Raw genomic sequence first — 17,800 nt, 5'->3', positions numbered from 1 at the left:
TCAGTGTCCGCGTTTCTGCACCAGGGCACTGCCCACGCCGTGGCGCTTGCCTTCGCTGACCGCCGTCACGGTGCCATCCGGATTGAAGACGATGGCATTGGCGGCCCCGATCTCCTCGGCGCCAGCGTCGTCCCACTGCTGGCCGAAACGCTCCAGCGACCTGGCCTGGGCGCTGCCGGCGAAACCGGGCTCGATGGACGTTGCCATGCCGTTGCGCTCGGAGATGCGCGGTGCGTCCAGGGCGGCCGGCATGTCCATGCCGAGGTCGATATGGTTGACGATGGTCTGCAGCACCGTGGTGATGATGGTGCCGCCGCCCGGGCTGCCGATGGTGAAGGCCGGCTTGCCATTGCGGAAAGCGATGGTCGGCGACATGCTGCTGCGCGGCCGCTTGCCCGCTTCCGGGACATTCGGATGCGGGCCGCTGAAGTCGAAGTCGGTCATCTCGTTGTTCAGGATGAAGCCGTAGCCCGGCACCGTGATGCCGCTGCCGCCCCATGACTCGATGGTGAAGGTGTAGGCCACGATATTGCCGTCCTTGTCCGACACCGCCAGGTGGGTCGTATGGGCGCTTTCGGACAGCAGCCGGGCCTTGCCGGCGGCGGCCGGCCGCAGCGGCACGCTCGGGTCCTGCTGGTAAGGATAGGGATCGCCCGCCTCGGCATGGCGGTGGGCCTGGGCCGGGTCGATCAGCTCGCGGCGCCGGGCCGCGTATTCCTTGCTGATTAGGCCAGCCACCGGCGCGTCGACGTATTCGGGATCGGCCAGGTAGGCATTGCGGTCGGCGAAGGCCAGGCGCGCCGCCTCCATGTACAGGTGTTCCGCTTTTTCGCGCGGCATGGACTTCAGGTCGAAGCCTTCCAGGATATTCAAGGCTTCCGCGATCGCCACGCCGCCGCTGCTTGGCAGGGGCATGCCGACCAGCTCATAGCCGCGGTAGGTGCTGCGCACCGGCTGGCGCCAGCGCGCCTCGTAATTGGCCAGGTCGGCCAGCGACATGCGTCCCGGCCGCACGGAAACGCCGGCGGCGGCTTGCGGCTGGTTGACCGCGTCGACAATGGCCTGCGCCAGCTTGCCCGAATAGAAGGCCTTCACGCCGCCGCTGGACAGCAGGCGGTAGGTCTTGGCCAGGTCGGCATTGCGCAGCAGGGTGCCGGCCGGCAGCGCCTTGCCATCGCGCAGGTAGCGCGCGGCGGTGGCCGGGAACATGGCGAACTTGCGTTCGTTCTCCTTCACCAGCGCGACGAAGTTATCGTTCACGCGGAAGCCGTCCTGCGCCACCTTGATGGCGGGGGCCAGCACCTGCTTGAACGACATGGTGCCATAGCGGTCCAGCGCGTCGTGCCAGCCGCGCACCGTTCCCGGCACGCCCACCGCCATGCCGCTGGCGACGGCGCTGTCGAAATCGAGCGCCTTGCCGCCGGGCGCGAAGGCATCGGATTGGAAGGATGCCGGCGCCACTTCGCGGTGGTCGAGCGTGATGACGCGGTTTTCCTTGGCCAGGTAGATCACCATGAAGCCGCCGCCGCCCACGCCGCAGCTGAAGGGATCGGTCACGCCCAGGGCCGCGGCCGCCGCAACGGCCGCGTCGACCGCGTTGCCGCCCTGGTTCAGGATGGCCAGCGCCGCCTGCGAGGCCGGCTCGCTGATGGTCGCCACCGCGCCGCCGGTGCCGCTGGCTACCGGGGTCTTGGCCCAGGCCGGGGCGCTGCACGCCAGCGCGATGATGATGGTGGAAGTCAGTCGTCGGGGCAGGGCGTTTGGCGTCATGGGCGGCTAAGTGGGCTGGGAAATAGTTACCCGCAAGCTTACCCGATAATCCGGCGCCGGTGCCTTCAAGGCCGGTACTTCCGCCGGTTCCAACCCTTCCAGCGTGAAGGTCAGGCCGTTGCGCGTCGCCGACTTGGCGGCGCCGGGCATGTCTTCCGCCAGCACAAAGCTGGTGCTGCCTTGCGGGCCGCTCAGCAGGAAGCTGTAGCTGATATAGCCGGCCCAGACGCACACGGCGCCCTGTTTGCAACGGCTGTCGTTGACGCGTTCGAGTTTCAGTACGACAGCGGGGGCCAGCGTGACGCTTTCCCCTTGTGCCAGCCGGTAGCTGGCGCTGGTGCGTGGTGCGGCATGGCTGTCGCCATCCGCGGACGTGCTGCGGCTTGAGCCGCAGGCTGTGGCAATGGCGAGGACCAGGCCCGCCACGCCCAGACAGATCAGTCTAGCTTGCATGATGTTCTCCTCTGGCCTGGGAACAGCTTAGCAAATTACAAACTTCCGTGTTGCACTGTTGAGTCCACTCAACAGCCGGTATGCCCGGAAATAAAAAAAGCGCCCCGCAGGGCGCCAGCTTTTCTAGTTGGTTTTGACAACTTATTTTTGGCGGCGACGGCGCATCAAGCCCAGGCCCATCAGGCCGGCGCCCAGCAGTGCCAGAGATGCAGGTTCAGGAACATCGTTGGCCGGATTGCCCGGGTCATTCGGGGTGCCGGGATCGCTAGGGCCGGTCGGGACATTGGTGGTGCCGGCCATGACCTGGACGTTGACATTGGTGTGGTTGTCGTGGATGTTCAGCGCGTCCAGCTTGAAGCGGTACACCACACCGCCGCTCAGGGAAATATCATCCCAGTAGGCCGCAAAGCCGGCCGGCTTGGTCTTGCCCTGCGCCACGCCGTTGATGAGGAATTCGAAGTCGAAATCCTGCACGGAACCGCCGTTGGGCGGGGTGATGCCGAAATCGAAGCTGGTGTCGGCGCTGGCTTTGACGTACAGCGTGGTCAGGTCCTTGATATGGATCCAGTCCGCAAACGTCCAGACAGAGCCGCCGTCGGGATTCCAGCCTGCACTGATCGAGGAATTTGCCGTCAGGACCAGCGGATTCGCGTTGGTTTGGCCGGGTTTGTTCGTGGGACCGGCGGCGGCGGCGCCAGCAGCCAGGGCGCAGATGGCGGTCAGTGCAAGCGTCTTAAACATGGCTAACTCCTCAGTTAAACTGCTCAGCAGTTACAAAGCAATCGCTATGCCAGAAACTCAAACTCATCCATATCAAGTACTTACAGGCAGTTGCATTTGGGAATGTAAAAATTCCCGACATTAATAAGAGTGTTCCGGCGTAAAAAAAGCACCGATCCTTGCGGAATCGGTGCTTTCTCGTGAGCCGCAGCTGCTTACATATACGCTGCCAGCGCGCCCTTCATTTTCTTCAGCGCGGCCGCCTCGATCTGGCGGATGCGCTCGGCCGACACGCCGAATTCCTCCGCCAGCGTGTGCAAGGTGGCGCCGGAACCGTCGTCGTTGGCCAGCCAGCGCGCTTCGACGATGCGGCGCGAGCGCGCGTCGAGTTTGGACAGGGCGGTTTCCAGGCCTTCGGACTGCAGGCGCACCACCTGTTCCGCTTCCAGCACCTTGGTCGGCTCCATATTGTCGGAGGACAGGTAAGCGATCGGCGAGAACTTGTCGTCTTCGTCGTCGGACGGCGCTTCCAGGGCGATGTCGCGGCCGCTCAGGCGCGTTTCCATTTCGATCACATCTTCGCGCTTCACGTCCAGGGTCTTGGCCAGTTCGTCGATCTGCGCCGGCGACATGGCGTCCAGGCCCTGCTTGTGGCTGCGCAGGTTGAAGAACAGCTTGCGCTGGGCCTTGGTGGTGGCCACTTTGACCAGGCGCCAGTTCTTCAGGATGTACTCGTGGATTTCCGCCTTGATCCAGTGCATGGCGTAGGACACCAGGCGCACGCCCTGGTCCGGGTCGAAGCGTTTGACCGCCTTCATCAGGCCGATATTGCCTTCCTGGATCAGGTCGCCGTGCGGCAGGCCATAACCCAGGTAGCCGCGCGCAATCGAGACCACCAGACGCAGGTGCGACGTCACCAGCGTTTCCGCCGCCTTGATATCGTTGTTTTCCTTCAGGCGCTTGCCGAGCGCCACTTCTTCCTCGTGGGTCAGCATGGGCAGACGGTTCACGGCCGAGATATAAGCGTCCAGGTTGCCCAGGCTACCGCTGAAGCCCAGGGTCAGCGCGTTGCCGCCGGCAGGGACCAGTGCGTTTGTTGCGGTCATCTTAAAATCCTCGCTTGAAGGGAATACTTTTCAGAGTTACCAGCATGCACGAGAGAACTTAAACGATTCTTAACTTCTATCATGCCGTTCTGAACATATATTAGCACTCTCCCCGGACGAGTGCCAATCGACGAGATTCTATGGCGCCGATCGCAAAAATACTATCGAGAAAGCGCGCTTCCTTGCGCTGGATCAAAGTCAGGATACGGCGGGGCCGGCGGCGGCTCCGTGCGGGGACGCACGCAGAAAGCCGAGATCTGGCCAGCGGACACTGGCCAGACCTGCGCCCGGCGTTTAATTGAGGCGGGACAGGTGGCGCTGGACCGACAGCAGGGCGCCGGCCAGGCCGAGACCGGCGGACAGCGCCAGCAGGCCGGCCGTGCCGACCGGGTCCAGCGGGGCCAGCTGGAATTCCGATGCATACAATCTTGCAAATTCGGCAATCGCGCGGTTCAGCGGCTGCAGTGCCAGCGCTACCCCGCCCAGGGCCACGCCGCCGGCGCACAGGCCGAGCAGGGCGCCCGTGTAATAGAAGGGGCGGTGAATGAAGCTGTCGGTGGCGCCGATCAGTTTCGACACCAGGATTTCTTCGCGCTGGGTCATCACTTGCAGGCGGATCGTATTGAAGACCACGGCCACCACCACCGTGCCCAGCGTGGCGGCCAGCAGCAGCAGGGCCAGGCGCAGCACGCCCAGCAGGGCGGCCAGGCGTTTCACCCAGGCCGAGTCCACCTGGACCGATTCCACGCCCGGCAGGGCGCGCATCTGCTCCGCAATGGCGTCGATCTGCTGCCCTTCCGCCGCGTTCTGGAAGGCATTCAGCTTGACGATATAGCTGTCCGGCAGCGGGTTTTCGCCCAGGGTGGCGACCACATCCGACAGGCCGCTCTTGGCGTTCAGCTGCTCCAGCGCCTTTTCGCGCGGCGTGAAGATGATCTTGGCTTGCGGCGAGATGGCGCGCAGCGGGGTGGCCAGGCCGGTGGCCTGCTCGCGCGGCGTGTCGGCGGCGATGAAGACGCTCAACTCCGGTTCCACCGCCATCTGCTCCGACAGCGGGCGCACATTGTCGAGCAGGGTCACGCCCATGAAGGGCAGGGCCAGGGCGATGGCCACCACCAGGATGTTGAACAGGAAGGAGCCCGGCGCGCGGCGCACATGCACCAGGGCCGAGCCGAGGGCGAACAGATGGTGGCGCAGCCAGGTGATCATGCGGCCTCCTTTAGCAGTGCGCCGCGTTCCAGGTGGATCACGCGCGCGGCGGCGTCGAGGATCTGTTCATCGTGCGAGGAAATCAGGCAGGTCACGCCCACCGAGTGGAAGGCGTGCAGGGCGTCGATCACCTTGTTGGCGCTGGCGCGGTCGAGGTTGGCGGTCGGCTCGTCGGCCAGGATGATCTGCGGACGGTTGACGATGGCGCGCGCGATCGAGACGCGCTGCTGCTCGCCGCCGGACAGGGCCAGCGGCTGGCCATCGGCACGGTCCAGCAAGCCCACCTTGTCCAGGGCGGCGCGGGCGCGCTGCTCGGCGGCGGCGCGCGGCGCGCCGGTCACCAGCAGCGGCATCATGACATTGGCCAGCACCGTGCGGTCGTTCAGCAGGCGCTGCTCCTGGAAGATCAGGCCCAGGTTGCGGCGCAGGAAGGGAATGCCGGCGCGTTTCAGGGCGCCGATATCCTGGCCGTTCACCAGCACCTTGCCGGAGGTCGGCCGCTCCATGGCGGCGATCATCTTCAGCAGGGTCGACTTGCCGGCGCCGGACGGGCCGGCCAGGTAGACCAGCTCGCCTTTGGCAATGGTGAAAGAGATGTCGCGCAGGGCGACACCGTCGGGGGAGTATTGCTTGCTGACGTGCTGGAATTCGATCATGTAGGCCGGTTATGCGAGCAGTGCTTCAACAAATTCAGCCGCATTGAACGGCTGCAGGTCTTCAATCTTTTCGCCGATACCGATGAAGTACACCGGAACCGGGCGTACGCGGGCGATGGCGGCCAGGATGCCGCCCTTCGCAGTGCCGTCGAGCTTGGTGATGATCAGGCCGGACAGCTGCAGGGCGTCGTCAAACGCTTTCACCTGGGCCAGGGCATTCTGGCCGGTATTGCCGTCGATGACCAGCAAGGTTTCGTGCGGCGCGCCGTCCAAACCTTTGCCGATCACACGCTTGATCTTTTTCAGCTCTTCCATCAGGTGCAGCTGGGTCGGCAGGCGGCCGGCCGTGTCGATCATGACCACATTGGTACCGCGCGCTTTGCCCGACTGGACCGCGTCATAAGACACCGCGGCCGGGTCGCCCGATTCCTGGGCAATCACGGTCACATTGTTGCGTTGGCCCCAGACCATCAGTTGCTCGCGGGCGGCGGCGCGGAAGGTGTCCCCGGCGGCCAGCAGCACGGACTGGCCGTGCGCCTGCATATGCTTGGCCAGCTTGCCGATAGTGGTGGTCTTGCCGGCGCCGTTGACGCCGGTAATCATCATCACCAGCGGCTGGTGGCGGCCCAGCTCGAATGGTTTTTGCAGCGGCTGCAGCAGGCCGATCATCAGCTGCTTGAGGGCGTCCTTGACCTGGGCGGCATCGAGCAGCTTGTCTTCCTTGACTTTGCGCTTGAGCGCGTCCAGCAGGAACTGGGTGGCGTCGACGCCGGCATCGGACATCAGCAGCGCCGCTTCCAGCTCGTCATAGAGATCGTCGTCGATGCGGGCGCCGACGAAGAGGATGGAGAGGTTGGCGGAAGTCTTCGACAAGCCGGCCTTCAGGCGGCTCATCCAGCTTTGCTTGGGCTCCGGCTTGGCGGCGGTCTCCACTTCAAAGACCAGGGGCGCGGCAGGTTCTGCGCTGCTTGGCACGGAGGGCACGGTGGGCGCGGAGGCGGCCGGCACGGCGGGCGCCGCTTCCGGCGCGACCGGTTTTTTCTTGAAAAAACTGAACATGGACAGGTTGGCTGAGGGTCCTTCAATCGAACCGCGTATTCTACCAGAGGCTAGCTGGCAGCCTGTCGTTGGCGCTGGCGCCAGTTGGCGACGGCGGCGCAGATTTCCTCCAGTGCGCAGACCGTGACGTCATTGGGCGCGCGTTTGCGCAAAGCTAAGTTATTGCCGCCGGCCCAGATTTCCGCCGCTTCCGGCAGGCGGGTCCGCAGCTCGCGCAAGCTGTCGTGCACATGGCGCGGGTTCATATTGGTGGAAAAAGACAGGGCGACGATGTCGGCCTGCATGGCGCGTGCGCCTTCGACGATGTCGGGCAGGGGCGTCTGCACGCCCAACGGGATGCAATGGGCGCCTTCGGCGGCAAACATGGCTTCGGCCATCAGCAGGCCCAGGCCATGGCGCTCCTGCGGCAGCGTGGTCAGCAGCACGCGCGGGCGCGGCGCCCCGCTGCTGTGGTTGACCTGGGGCACGGAGAAGACGGCGCTGCGCAGCACGATCTGCACCGATTCCGCGAACAAGTGCTCTTCAAATACCGCGAACTGGCCGCAAGCCCAGGCTTCGCCGACCAAGGTGGCGAGCGGGGCAACCAGGCTGGTGACGAAATTTTTCAAGCCCATCACCAGCATGGCCTGGCTCAGCTTGCGGCGGAACGCTTCCATCTGGTGGTTTTTGCACAGCTCTATATAAGCGTGCAGTTCGGGATGGGGGCCAGCGGCGTCGGGCCTGGGGCCGGCGGCGGCTTTTTGCGCCAGCGCCTGGAGTTCATCGGCGGTATACCCGATAACTTTGCCCGGTCGATACCCTAAATCAATCAATCTTTTGATTAATCTCAACTTAACGACTTGTTCATTTGGATAGACTCGCTCTCCGAACGTATCGCGCTCAGGATGGGGGAAGGCGTAGCGGCGCTCCCAGACTCGCAATGTTTCCTTTGCAAGACCGGTGTCCCGTTCCACATCGCTGATTGTCGACGGAATTGTTACAGACATCGCACTCGTTTTCATTCGCCGACAGCGCCCCCAGGGTTGATACGCGAGCTGCATTCTAACGCTGAAATCCAGCAACAAGTTGCACATGGCGCAGGCAAGTTTCGCTCTGAAACTGGAGTTCAAACGGCTTGTCCATGACACAGGGTTGGCACGTCGGGTTTGGGGCCGAAAAGCGCGCAAAGTGTGAAATGTGTCCTGAACAAAAAAGTTCCGGTTACGGTAACTTGCATACTGCGCGGTGTTGTCTCGGAGTTCATCTTGCAATACGTAGTACTACGTGATTAGCAGGAAATGTTGAGTTCATATAAAATGGCGGCCTATCAGTGCCAGAGAGCCCTGGTGATCTACTACAAAGAAAAGGAAGAAAGCACATCATGAAAAAAACCTTGATTTCTATGGCAATCCTCGCCGCTTCGGGCGCAGCTTATGCTCAATCGAACGTTTCCATCTACGGCACCATGGATGCAGGCATCGTTGCTGAGCGCGGCGGCAAGAACGGTAACGTAACCAAAGTAACCTCCGGCGTGGCCAATGCATCGCGCATCGGCTTCAAAGGCAACGAAGACCTGGGCAACGGCCTGTCCGCAGTGTTCCAACTGGAAACCGGCGTGAAAGAAGACACCGGCGAGCTGGACAACACCAACAACCAGTTGTTCAACCGCCAGGCATTCGTCGGCCTGTCCTCCAAGGAAGCCGGTACCCTGACCCTGGGCCGCCAGTACACCCCTTGGTACAACACCTTCCTGCAAGTTGGCGATCCATTCCAGGCTGGCCTGTCCGGTTCCGCCAAGAACCTGTTCCCAGCGAACGGCATCAACGTCCGTAACAGCAACTCCATCGCCTACAAGACCCCGCTGCTGAACGGCGTGCAGGCTGAACTGTTCTACGCCCTGGGCGAGAAGAAAGAATCCTCGACCGGCCGTCAACTGGGCGCGTCGATCGGCTACACCAACGGTCCTCTGGCTGTTCGTCTGGCTTACAACAACATCAACAACGACACCGTCAGCGCCGCTAACGTTGTGCAGAAAAACGAAATCGGCCACAACACCCTGCTGGCTGTGAACTACGATTTCAAAGTAGTGAAGGCATACGCCATGTTCGGTTCCAACAAAGGCCTGAACAGCTCCCCACTGCCAGCTGCAGCTGCTTACACCGCAACCCCGGTAGCCGCTTCGGTTGACAACCGTACCTTCCTGCTGGGCGCGAACGTGCCGGTGTCGGCTGCGGGTTCCCTGATCGTTTCCTGGGCCAAAGTGGACGACAAGTCGTTCGACCGCGATGCTAACCAGTACGCGATCGGCTACCTGCACTCCCTGTCGCAGCGTACCACCGCTTACATGTCGTACGGCAAGATCAAGAACAAGAACGGCGCTTCCTACACTGTTGGCAACAACACCGAAGCAGGCTCCGGCGACGCAGCTTACAACGTAGGCATCCGTCACACCTTCTGATCGACACCAGTTCCTGGTCAAAAACGGCTGCCGCGTGCAGCCGTTTTTTTTTACAATCCGCTTATGAAAACTTGTCATCGCATCGGTAGTGCGCTCTTGCTTGCTTCAGCTGCCGTCCTGCCCCCTGCCCACGCGGCCAACAAGGCGGGCGGCTTGCCGCGTTATGGCATGCTGGTGTTTTCCGACCTGTGCGTGCACGCCGGCAGCGGCGAGTATGGTGGCCAGCGTGTCACGCTGCAGCGCTTTGCCGAAGCCGATACGGTGATCTATGAATACACGGCCGGTGGTCTGAGCCTGCCCCTGGTGGCGAGCGACGTGAACGTCGACCCGCGCGGCAAGATGATGTATTTCACGGTCCAGGAAGGGGAGGAGGAGCGCACCATCAGCGGCAGGTTCTCGCCCGATGGCGAATCCCTGACGCTGGAGGGCGGCTATTGCGATGACCAGTCGCTGCCGATGGTGCTGGAAAAAGTGCACGATTATGCGCGCCAGCCTCGGGCCTGCAGGAAGTGCCCGGCGCCGAAGCGCTAGAAACTCAAAGGGCCGCTTGCGCAGTGCGCAAGCGGCCCTTTCACCAAGCGCGGCGGGGATTACTTGCCTGCGGCGACCGCCTGCTTGCGAATGGTGTCGAGCGTGGCGCCAGGGGTGATCAGATTGCCGTCATAGCGCAGTTCGATGATCGCCGGCAGCGATTGCGCGCGCGTGAAGGCCAGGGCGCGCTGCAGTGCCGGGCCGAATTCCTCGGTGGCGGCAACCGCTTCGCCATGGCCGCCGAAGGCGCGCGCCACGGCGGCGAAATCCGGGTTGTGCAGGGTGGTGCCGGAAACGCGGCCCGGATATTCGCGCTCCTGGTGCATGCGGATGGTGCCGAACATCTGGTTGTTGAACACGATAATGACCACGCCCGCCTTGTACTGCACGGCGGTGGCCAGCTCCTGGCCGTTCATCAGGTATTCGCCGTCGCCGGCGAAGGTCACCACGGTGCGCTCGGGGTTGACGATCTTGGCTGCCACGCCGGACGGCACGGAGTAGCCCATGGCGCCGCTGGTCGGCGCCAGCTGGGTGCGCATGCCGCCGTAGTTCCAGTAGCGGTGCGCCCAGGTAGCGTAGTTGCCGGCGCCATTGGTGATGATGGTGTCGGCCGGGCACTGCCCTTTCAGCTCCTGCACCACCTGCCACAGGTTCAGCGGGGCGTTGTTGTCCTTGAAGATGTTCGGCTGCTGCTGCCAGGCGCTGTATTCGGCGCGCGCCTGCGCCACGCTTTCGCTCCAGGCGCCGGCATCGACCGGCTCCATCGCGGCCAGCATGGCGGCTGCCTGCGGCATGCCGGAGGCGATCATCAGTTCGCCCTGGTAGACGCTGCCCAGTTCTTCCGGGCTGGCGTGGATGTGCACCAGGCGCTGCTGCGGCACCGGCGAGGCGATGATGGAGTAGCCGCTGGTGGTCATTTCACCCAGGCGCGGGCCGATGGCGATCAGCACATCGGCTTCCTTCACGCGCGCCGCCAGTTTCGGGTTGATGCCGATGCCGACGTCGCCGATGTAGTTCGGATGGCTGTTGTCCATCAGGTCCTGGAAGCGGAAGGCGCAGCCGACCGGCAGCTGGTTCGCTTCGGCAAAACGCTGGATGTCGGCGCAGGCCTTGTCGTTCCAGCCGCCGCCGCCCAGCAGCAGCATCGGGCGCTTGGCTTCGGACAGCATCTGGCGCAGCTGCGCGATCTGCGGCGCGGACGGCGCGCCCTGGGTGGGCAGGTAGGCGCGGGTGTCGGCCACGGCGGCCTTGGTGGTCAGCATGTCTTCCGGCAGGGCCAGCACCACCGGGCCCGGACGGCCGCTGGTGGCGACCTGGAAGGCGCGGGCGATGTATTCAGGGATGCGGTCGGCGCGGTCGATCTGGGCCACCCACTTGGCCATCTGGCCGAACATGCGGCGGTAATCGACTTCCTGGAAGGCTTCGCGGTCCATGAAATCGCTGCCGACCTGGCCGATGAACAGGATCATCGGGGAGGAATCCTGGAAGGCGGTATGCACGCCGATCGAGGCATTGGTGGCGCCCGGGCCGCGGGTGACGAAACAGATGCCGGGCTTGCCGGTCATCTTGCCGTAGGCGTCGGCCATGAAGGCGGCGCCGCCCTCCTGGCGGTTGATGATGAAGCGGATGCCGGATTCGTGCAGGGCGTCCAGCACGTCCAGGTAGCTTTCGCCGGGCACGCCGAAGGCGGTGTCGGTACCGTGGACTTTCAGTGCATCGACCAGGATCTGGCCGCCGGAACGAGGGTTTTGCGTCATGGTGCTTGCCTTCTTGTACATGGATTTGGCATTCTATGCCTGCCAAGGGCAAATGGCTTTCCGATTTGCGACACCAAATTCCTGATTTATATGGGCGGGGTCAGTCTATATAGCGAATGATGTAGAATAGCGCCCGAAGCAAGCCAGACAGCCGCTGGTCCGTGTTGCAAGACATGGGCGGGAGGAAGGTCCGGACTCCACAGAGCGGGGTGACGGTTAACGGCCGTCCGCTGAAAGCCAGCAATGGTATAAGGCGAGGAATAGGGCCACAGAGACGAGCGTATTAAGTTACGGTGAAACGCGGTAACCTCCACCTGGTGCAATTTCAAATAGGCACGCGATGATGTTGCTCGCGGAGCGTGCGGGTAGAAAGCTTGAGCGGCGGAGTAATCCGTCGCCTAGAGGAATGGCTGTCATAGCACCTTCGGGTGCCGTAACAAAATCCGGCCTATCGGTTTGCTTCAACTAATTCTTGAGAGATGACCCAATACATCCTCGCCCTGGACCAGGGCACAACCAGTTCACGCGCCATCCTGTTCGACCACGAGGGCAATATCGCAGGATGCGCGGCGCAGGAGTTTCCCCAGCATTTCCCCCAGCCAGGCTGGGTCGAGCACGATCCCAACGAAATCTGGAATAGCCAGATCTCGGTGGCGCGCAAGGTCCTGCACGACAACCATGTCGACCCTAAGCAGGTACGCGCCATCGGCATCGCCAACCAGCGCGAAACCACGGTGGTGTGGGACCGCAAGACCGGCGAGCCGATCGCGCCCGCCATCGTTTGGCAGGACCGCCGCACCGCCGGCTATTGCGAAGAGCTGCGCGCCGCCGGCAAGGCGAAAATGATCTGCGAGGCGACCGGCCTGGAGCTGGACGCCTACTTCTCCGCCACCAAAATCAAATGGCTGCTGGACCATGTGCCGGGTGCGCGCGAGCGTGCGCGCAAGGGCGCGCTGTGTTTCGGCACCATCGACAGCTGGCTGGCGTGGAAGCTGTGCGGCGTGCATGTCACCGACGTGTCGAACGCTTCGCGCACCATGCTGTTCAATATCCACTTGATGCGCTGGGATTCGGACCTGCTGCAGCTGTTCGACATTCCCGAGGCCATGCTGCCGCAGGTGGTCTCGTCCAGCGAGGAAGTGGGCACCACCAAGGCGGCGCTGTTCGGCCATGAGATCCCGCTGGCGGGCATCGCCGGCGACCAGCAGGCGGCCACGTTCGGCCAGGCCTGCCACCAGCCCGGCATGGTGAAAAACACCTACGGCACCGGCTGTTTCATGCTGATGCACGCTGGCCGCCATCCGCGCGTGTCGCACAACCGCCTGCTCTCCACCGTGGGCTGGCGCGTCGACGGCGCAACCGACTATATGCTGGAAGGCTCGGTGTTCATGGGCGGCGCCACCGTGCAATGGCTGCGCGACGGCCTGGGCATCATCCAGCAGTCGAGCGACGTGGAGGCGCTGGCCGGCAGCGTGCCCGATAGCGGCGGCGTCTTCCTGGTGCCGGCCTTTGTCGGCCTGGGCGCGCCGCACTGGGACCCGTACGCGCGCGGCACCATCGTCGGCCTGACGCGCGGCAGCAATAAGGCGCATATCGCGCGCGCCGCAGTGGAATCGATCGCCTACCAGAGCGCCGAGCTGCTGGCGGCAATGCAGAAAGACGCATCCATGCCGGTGACGGAAGTGCGCGCCGACGGCGGCGCGGCCCGCAACGACATGCTGATGCAGTTCCAGTCCGACTTGCTGGGCGTGCCGGTGCTGCGCCCGAAAGTCACCGAAACCACGGCACTGGGCGCGGCCTATCTGGCCGGCCTGGCGGTGGGATTCTGGGAGTCGCAGGAAGAAATCGCGACCCAGTGGGCGTGCGAACGCCGCTTCACGCCGGCGATGGGGGATGCGCAGCGCGCCGAATTGTTGGCGAAGTGGCATCGCGCCACGGAGCGCGCCAAGGCATGGGAGTCCTAAACCCGCCACTTGGCGCCCAGCTGGCGGTGGTAACACCCATCTTGGCGGCAATATTTGTGTCCCAAATGAAATAGCTAAATATTCATTGTTAAGCTAACATCCCAAATGAATAAGAAAGTTGGGAGACTTACGATGTATCTTGGTAACAGGCCACAAGAGGTGGAGCTGGACGCGATCGAAAAGCTGTTCGACGCATTGACTGAAGTCGCCTTCTTCGTGAAGGACCGTGAGGGCCGCTATGTGGCCGTCAACCATACGCTGGCGCGCCGCTGCGGCATGCGCAGCAAGTCCGAGATCCTCGGCAAGACCGTGATGGATGTGCATCCGCGCCCGCTGGCGGCCGCCTACGAGGCGCAGGACCGGCAGGTGATCGATCTGGGCGCCACCATCGAAAAGCACCTCGAGCTGCATATGTACCCGAACCGCCGCCGCGGCTGGTGCCTGACCCACAAGACGCCGCTGCGCAACGAGCAGGGCGATATCGTGGGCCTGGTCGGCACCTCGCACGACCTGGGCCTGGTCGACGAGCAGCATCCGGTATACCGCCAGGTGGCGCGCATCGCCCAGCATATCCGCGAGAACTACGACCAGCAGTTGAACCTCAATGAGTTGGCGCGCGATGAGGGCCTGTCGCTGGCACGCGTGGAGCGCCTGTTCCAGAAAGTGTTCCACTACAGCCCGCGCCAGCTGCTGCTGCAATCGCGCCTGGAGGGCGCGCTTTCCCTGATCGAAGCCCACCCGGGGCGCAGCATCGCCGACATCGCGCGCGAATGCGGCTACACCGACCACAGTGCCTTCAGCCGCCAGTTCAAAGCCATGACCGGCTATACGCCAAGCCAGTTCCGCAACGGTTCGCGGCCGTCGCCTGTCGCTTTTTCACCCGTGGCCTGTGCAGTTCCCGCGCCTTGAGCCGGTGAAATCACACTAACGCCGCGCACGATTGAACCCGCGCCACTCCTCCTCGTTAGCATTGCTTCTCCCGCATTAACAACAAGAAGGAGTGGAGACATGATGTTGAAAACCATCGGCGCGGCAGCCTTGCTGCTCGCCGCACAAGCCCATGCCGGCGACAAGCTGCAACAGCCGCCGGCCCCGCACCAGCGCCAGAGCCTGCCGCCTAGCGCCGAACAAAGCAAGTTCGACCTGGCGCCGACGCGCAAGCCGCGCAACGACCTGATGCCGCGCAATATGAAAGCCAGCATGTCGCTCATGTCGGCCACGCCGGCGTGCAAGGACATGAACACCCTGGCCGGCTACAGTGGCGCCGCATTGGCCGAGTACGTAGCCACGCTGCCTGACTACGAGTGCACTTATCCGCTGTTCTCGGCCGATTCCGCACTGGCCACGAAAATTTATTCGAGCGCAAATGTGAGCGCTATCTCGAGCCGTCTGGCGAGCGAGGCGGGCAGCTACAACGGCACGAATATGAAGCTGGTGAACCTGGTGCTCTACCTGCGCGCCGGCTATTACCAGGCCAGCGGCGGCACCATCCCGGCGCTGACGGAATCGGTGCGCGCACCGCTGCGCAGCGCCCTGCACAGCCTGACCCGGGGCAGCGGCCTGTATGCCAACAACACCGTGGCACCGACCACGGCGATCGAGACCTGGAAGCTGGTCACGAATATGCACGACGAGGTGCAGTTCCTGCCGGACGCCAAGGCGACGGTGGCGCGCTTCACCAATAACGGCACCAACACCACCGCGGCCGAAGCGCTGAAGCAAGATAGCGCCGGCGGCGGCATGACCGGTGCGCTGACGGTGCTGTTCCGCGCCCATACTTCGCCGGACGTGGGGACCACGCTGTCGAACGATATTTCCTATGCCAATACGCTTTACTCTTTCATCACGGCCAATAAGTCCGCCCTGCTGAATTCCAGCGCCGGCTACCAGCTGAACGACGCGTCGAACGAAACCTTCCGCTTCATGCAGTACGCCAACCTGAAGCCGCTGGTCAAGCCGATGGTGCAGAACACGCTGAACAACAGCAATATGCTGGGCGCCGATAGCGGCATGTGGCTGGCGGCGGCGCAAGCGGTCAAGTACTACGACAGCGGCAATTGTGCGCAGTACGGCGTGTGCAATTTCGAAGAGCAGCTGGCCAGCGCCGTGCTGAAGACCACCTACAACTGCAGCCCGACGCTGCGCCTGCGCGCGCAGGACGTAACCCCGGCCCAGGTGCAGGAAATCTGCTCCGCGCTGGCGACGGAAGAGGGCTATGCCCACACCATGCTGCAGACGAACCGCACCCCGGTGGCGCATGACAATAACACCGCGCTGGAACTGGTGGTGTTCGACGACTACGCCAACTACAGCAAGTACGCCAGCGTGATCTACGGTATCGACACCAATAACGGCGGCATGTACCTGGAAGGCAATCCAGCCGAAGCGGGCAACCAGGCGCGCTTCATCGCCCATGAAGCTTCCTGGCTGCGCCCCACCTTCAAGGTCTGGAACCTGGAGCACGAATTCGTGCACTACATCGACGGCCGCTTCGATATGTACGGCGACTTCGGCGCCGGCACCTCGGTGCCGACCGTGTGGTGGATCGAAGGCATCGCGGAATACCTGTCGCTGAAGAATAACAACCAGACCGCGATCGATATGGTGCGCAACCACAAATATCGCCTGAGCGACATCTTCGGCAACACCTATGCGATGTCCGATTACCAGGACCGCGCCTACCGCTGGGGCTATATGGCGACCCGCTTCATGATGGAGCGCCACCGTGGCGATGTCGACCAAATCCTGGCCAAGTTCCGCGTCGGCGACTACAGCCGCTACAACGACTTCATGCGCGATATCGGCACCCGCTACGACAACGAGTTCACCGCCTGGGCCGACGCGGCCACCACGGCGGGCGAGCCGCCGATGCCGGACAGCGTGTCCAACCTGCCGACCTGCTCGGGCCAGGCCTCGCCGAGCTACCTTGGCAAGAACTGCGCCATCCGCAACCTGTCCTCCGGTTCGCGCACCTACCTGCACCTGATCGTGCCGGCCGGCGCCAAGAACGTGAAGATCATGAGCGCGGGCGGCAGCGGCAATATGGATATGTACGTGGCGCTGGACCGCTACCCCAGCACCGCTTCCTACGACTTCGCCTCGACCAACAGCGGCAATGCGGAAAATATCAGCATCGCCAGCCCGGCCGCCAACCGCTGGTATTACCTGACGCTGGAAGCGAAGCAGCCGTTCAGCGGCGTCACGGTCGGCGTGACTTACGAGTAAGGAGCGGCGCAGGCCGTATAATGTAGGCAAGCGGCGGCAGCGCTAATTGTCTATACAAGTTGCCACCCGGTCTATACTGGGTGGCAAGTTGCGATCCTCTGGCAGAGCGCGCGCAATGCGCGATCGGCGCTGTTCCCAGCGTCCCGCCAGGCCCTGCTTGCGTGTTGTTTGTTTGATAAAAAACCGTTGCGTTTGGGAAACTGTGCTCAGTTTTCCAAATTTATTTCTAATCGCTTTTCCCTCGCCTGGCCAGTCCCGCATCTGAAGTAGCACTTTCACTATCTTTCCTAAGTCCCTAATTTCTCAATGGTTTTTAATCCGGCCGTTTCTCAAGGAACGGCGCTAAGTCCTTCATTTCATTGGACAATTCAGGATTTTCAATTGGGAAAACCGCTTGACCACCTTGTGAGCATCCTCTAAAGTGGGCGATAGTGTGAAAAAGTGTAGTTTTGTGGGATTTTTTAGAGAAGGTAAAGCGTGTTCCAAGGCGCGTCAGCGATTAATCTCGATGCGAAAGGCAGGATGTCCATCCCCGCCAAGCATCGTGACGCACTGATGATTCAGTGCGAAGGCCGCCTCACGCTTACCAAACACCCGGATGGCTGCCTGCTGATGTACCCGCGCCATGTCTGGGAAGCCAAGCGCGACCAGATCGCCCAGTGGCCGATGTCGGCCCGCGGCTGGCAGCGCATTTTGCTGGGCAATGCCGCCGACGTCGAGATGGATTCGGCCGGCCGCATCCTGGTGGCGCCGGAATTGCGCGAGGCCGTCGGCCTGGGCCGCGAAGTCGTGCTGTCGGGCATGCTGACCCACTTCGAGATCTGGGATCCGGTCAAGCGCGCCCAAAACGAGCAAGCCACCATCGAGGTGGGCATGCCCGATACCCTGTCCGATTTTTCTTTCTGAGGCCCGG

Annotated in this window: 15 protein-coding genes and 1 other RNA gene; 7 read left to right on the top strand and 9 right to left on the bottom strand. The window is 63.0% G+C overall.

Annotated features, from left to right (window positions below; translation table 11 throughout):
- The 8 genes from ggt to H597_RS0103370 form a co-directional block, all read right to left on the bottom strand.
- Positions 1–1,770, bottom strand: a complete 1,770-nt coding sequence (gene ggt / locus H597_RS0103405) for a gamma-glutamyltransferase (RefSeq protein ID WP_028100897.1) — start codon at positions 1,768–1,770, stop codon at positions 1–3.
- A 6-nt stretch (positions 1,771–1,776) separates the two neighbouring features.
- Complete coding sequence (locus H597_RS0103400; protein WP_035372916.1) at positions 1,777–2,223, bottom strand: hypothetical protein; 447 nt, start codon at positions 2,221–2,223, stop codon at positions 1,777–1,779.
- 141 nt (positions 2,224–2,364) lie between these two features.
- Entirely contained in the window at positions 2,365–2,964 is a 600-nt protein-coding gene (locus H597_RS35605; protein WP_028100895.1) for a PEP-CTERM sorting domain-containing protein, read from the bottom strand.
- A gap of 194 nt (positions 2,965–3,158) precedes the next feature.
- Positions 3,159–4,049, bottom strand: coding sequence for an RNA polymerase sigma factor RpoH (gene rpoH / locus H597_RS0103390; RefSeq protein ID WP_035372914.1), 891 nt, complete (start codon positions 4,047–4,049; stop codon positions 3,159–3,161).
- A gap of 294 nt (positions 4,050–4,343) precedes the next feature.
- On the bottom strand, positions 4,344–5,258 hold the full coding sequence (ftsX, locus tag H597_RS0103385; protein WP_028100893.1) for a permease-like cell division protein FtsX: 915 nt from the start codon (positions 5,256–5,258) through the stop codon (positions 4,344–4,346).
- The gene (locus H597_RS0103380) at positions 5,255–5,914 is read right to left on the bottom strand and encodes a cell division ATP-binding protein FtsE (RefSeq protein ID WP_028100892.1); all 660 of its coding nucleotides are present in this window, start codon (positions 5,912–5,914) and stop codon (positions 5,255–5,257) included. The genes ftsX and H597_RS0103380 overlap by 4 nt, the downstream gene beginning before the upstream one ends.
- A gap of 9 nt (positions 5,915–5,923) precedes the next feature.
- Entirely contained in the window at positions 5,924–6,973 is a 1,050-nt protein-coding gene (gene ftsY / locus H597_RS0103375; protein WP_028100891.1) for a signal recognition particle-docking protein FtsY, read from the bottom strand.
- Between the two features lie 50 nt (positions 6,974–7,023).
- Positions 7,024–7,959 (bottom strand): MerR family transcriptional regulator, encoded by a 936-nt coding sequence (locus H597_RS0103370; RefSeq protein WP_307578360.1) that lies wholly within the window; start codon positions 7,957–7,959, stop codon positions 7,024–7,026.
- A gap of 374 nt (positions 7,960–8,333) precedes the next feature.
- On the opposite strand from H597_RS0103370, the gene H597_RS0103365 reads away from it, so the two are divergent.
- The gene (locus H597_RS0103365; RefSeq protein WP_028100889.1) at positions 8,334–9,410 is read left to right on the top strand and encodes a porin; all 1,077 of its coding nucleotides are present in this window, start codon (positions 8,334–8,336) and stop codon (positions 9,408–9,410) included.
- Between the two features lie 63 nt (positions 9,411–9,473).
- Positions 9,474–9,941, top strand: a complete 468-nt coding sequence (locus H597_RS29560; protein ID WP_035373063.1) for a hypothetical protein — start codon at positions 9,474–9,476, stop codon at positions 9,939–9,941.
- Between the two features lie 59 nt (positions 9,942–10,000).
- On the opposite strand, the gene H597_RS0103355 is transcribed toward H597_RS29560, so the two are convergent.
- On the bottom strand, positions 10,001–11,698 hold the full coding sequence (locus H597_RS0103355) for a thiamine pyrophosphate-binding protein (RefSeq protein WP_028100888.1): 1,698 nt from the start codon (positions 11,696–11,698) through the stop codon (positions 10,001–10,003).
- A 135-nt stretch (positions 11,699–11,833) separates the two neighbouring features.
- Here H597_RS0103355 and rnpB point away from each other — a divergent pair.
- The 5 genes from rnpB to mraZ all read left to right on the top strand — a co-directional run bounded on the left by rnpB (position 11,834) and on the right by mraZ (position 17,793).
- Positions 11,834–12,165: RNase P RNA component class A (gene rnpB, locus H597_RS33060), an RNA gene on the top strand.
- A gap of 12 nt (positions 12,166–12,177) precedes the next feature.
- Positions 12,178–13,662 (top strand): glycerol kinase GlpK, encoded by a 1,485-nt coding sequence (glpK, locus tag H597_RS0103350; RefSeq protein WP_028100887.1) that lies wholly within the window; start codon positions 12,178–12,180, stop codon positions 13,660–13,662.
- Positions 13,663–13,794: 132 nt separating this feature from the next.
- A complete protein-coding gene (locus tag H597_RS29555; RefSeq protein WP_051293487.1) occupies positions 13,795–14,571 on the top strand; it encodes an AraC family transcriptional regulator in 777 nt (258 codons plus the stop codon).
- Between the two features lie 99 nt (positions 14,572–14,670).
- Positions 14,671–16,887 carry a M9 family metallopeptidase gene (locus H597_RS0103340; protein WP_035372912.1) on the top strand — a complete coding sequence of 739 codons (2,217 nt, stop codon included), beginning with the start codon at positions 14,671–14,673 and terminating at the stop codon, positions 16,885–16,887.
- Positions 16,888–17,364: 477 nt separating this feature from the next.
- Positions 17,365–17,793 (top strand): division/cell wall cluster transcriptional repressor MraZ, encoded by a 429-nt coding sequence (gene mraZ, locus H597_RS0103335; RefSeq protein WP_028100885.1) that lies wholly within the window; start codon positions 17,365–17,367, stop codon positions 17,791–17,793.
- The last annotated feature ends 7 nt before the right edge of the window (positions 17,794–17,800 follow it).

The organism is Pseudoduganella violaceinigra DSM 15887 (assembly GCF_000425385.1).
In the GTDB taxonomy this organism is placed as follows: Bacteria; Pseudomonadota; Gammaproteobacteria; order Burkholderiales; family Burkholderiaceae_D; genus Rugamonas; species Rugamonas violaceinigra.
The sequence above is the reverse complement of the archived record's forward strand: the minus strand, read 5'-3'. Positions and strand labels throughout refer to the sequence as shown.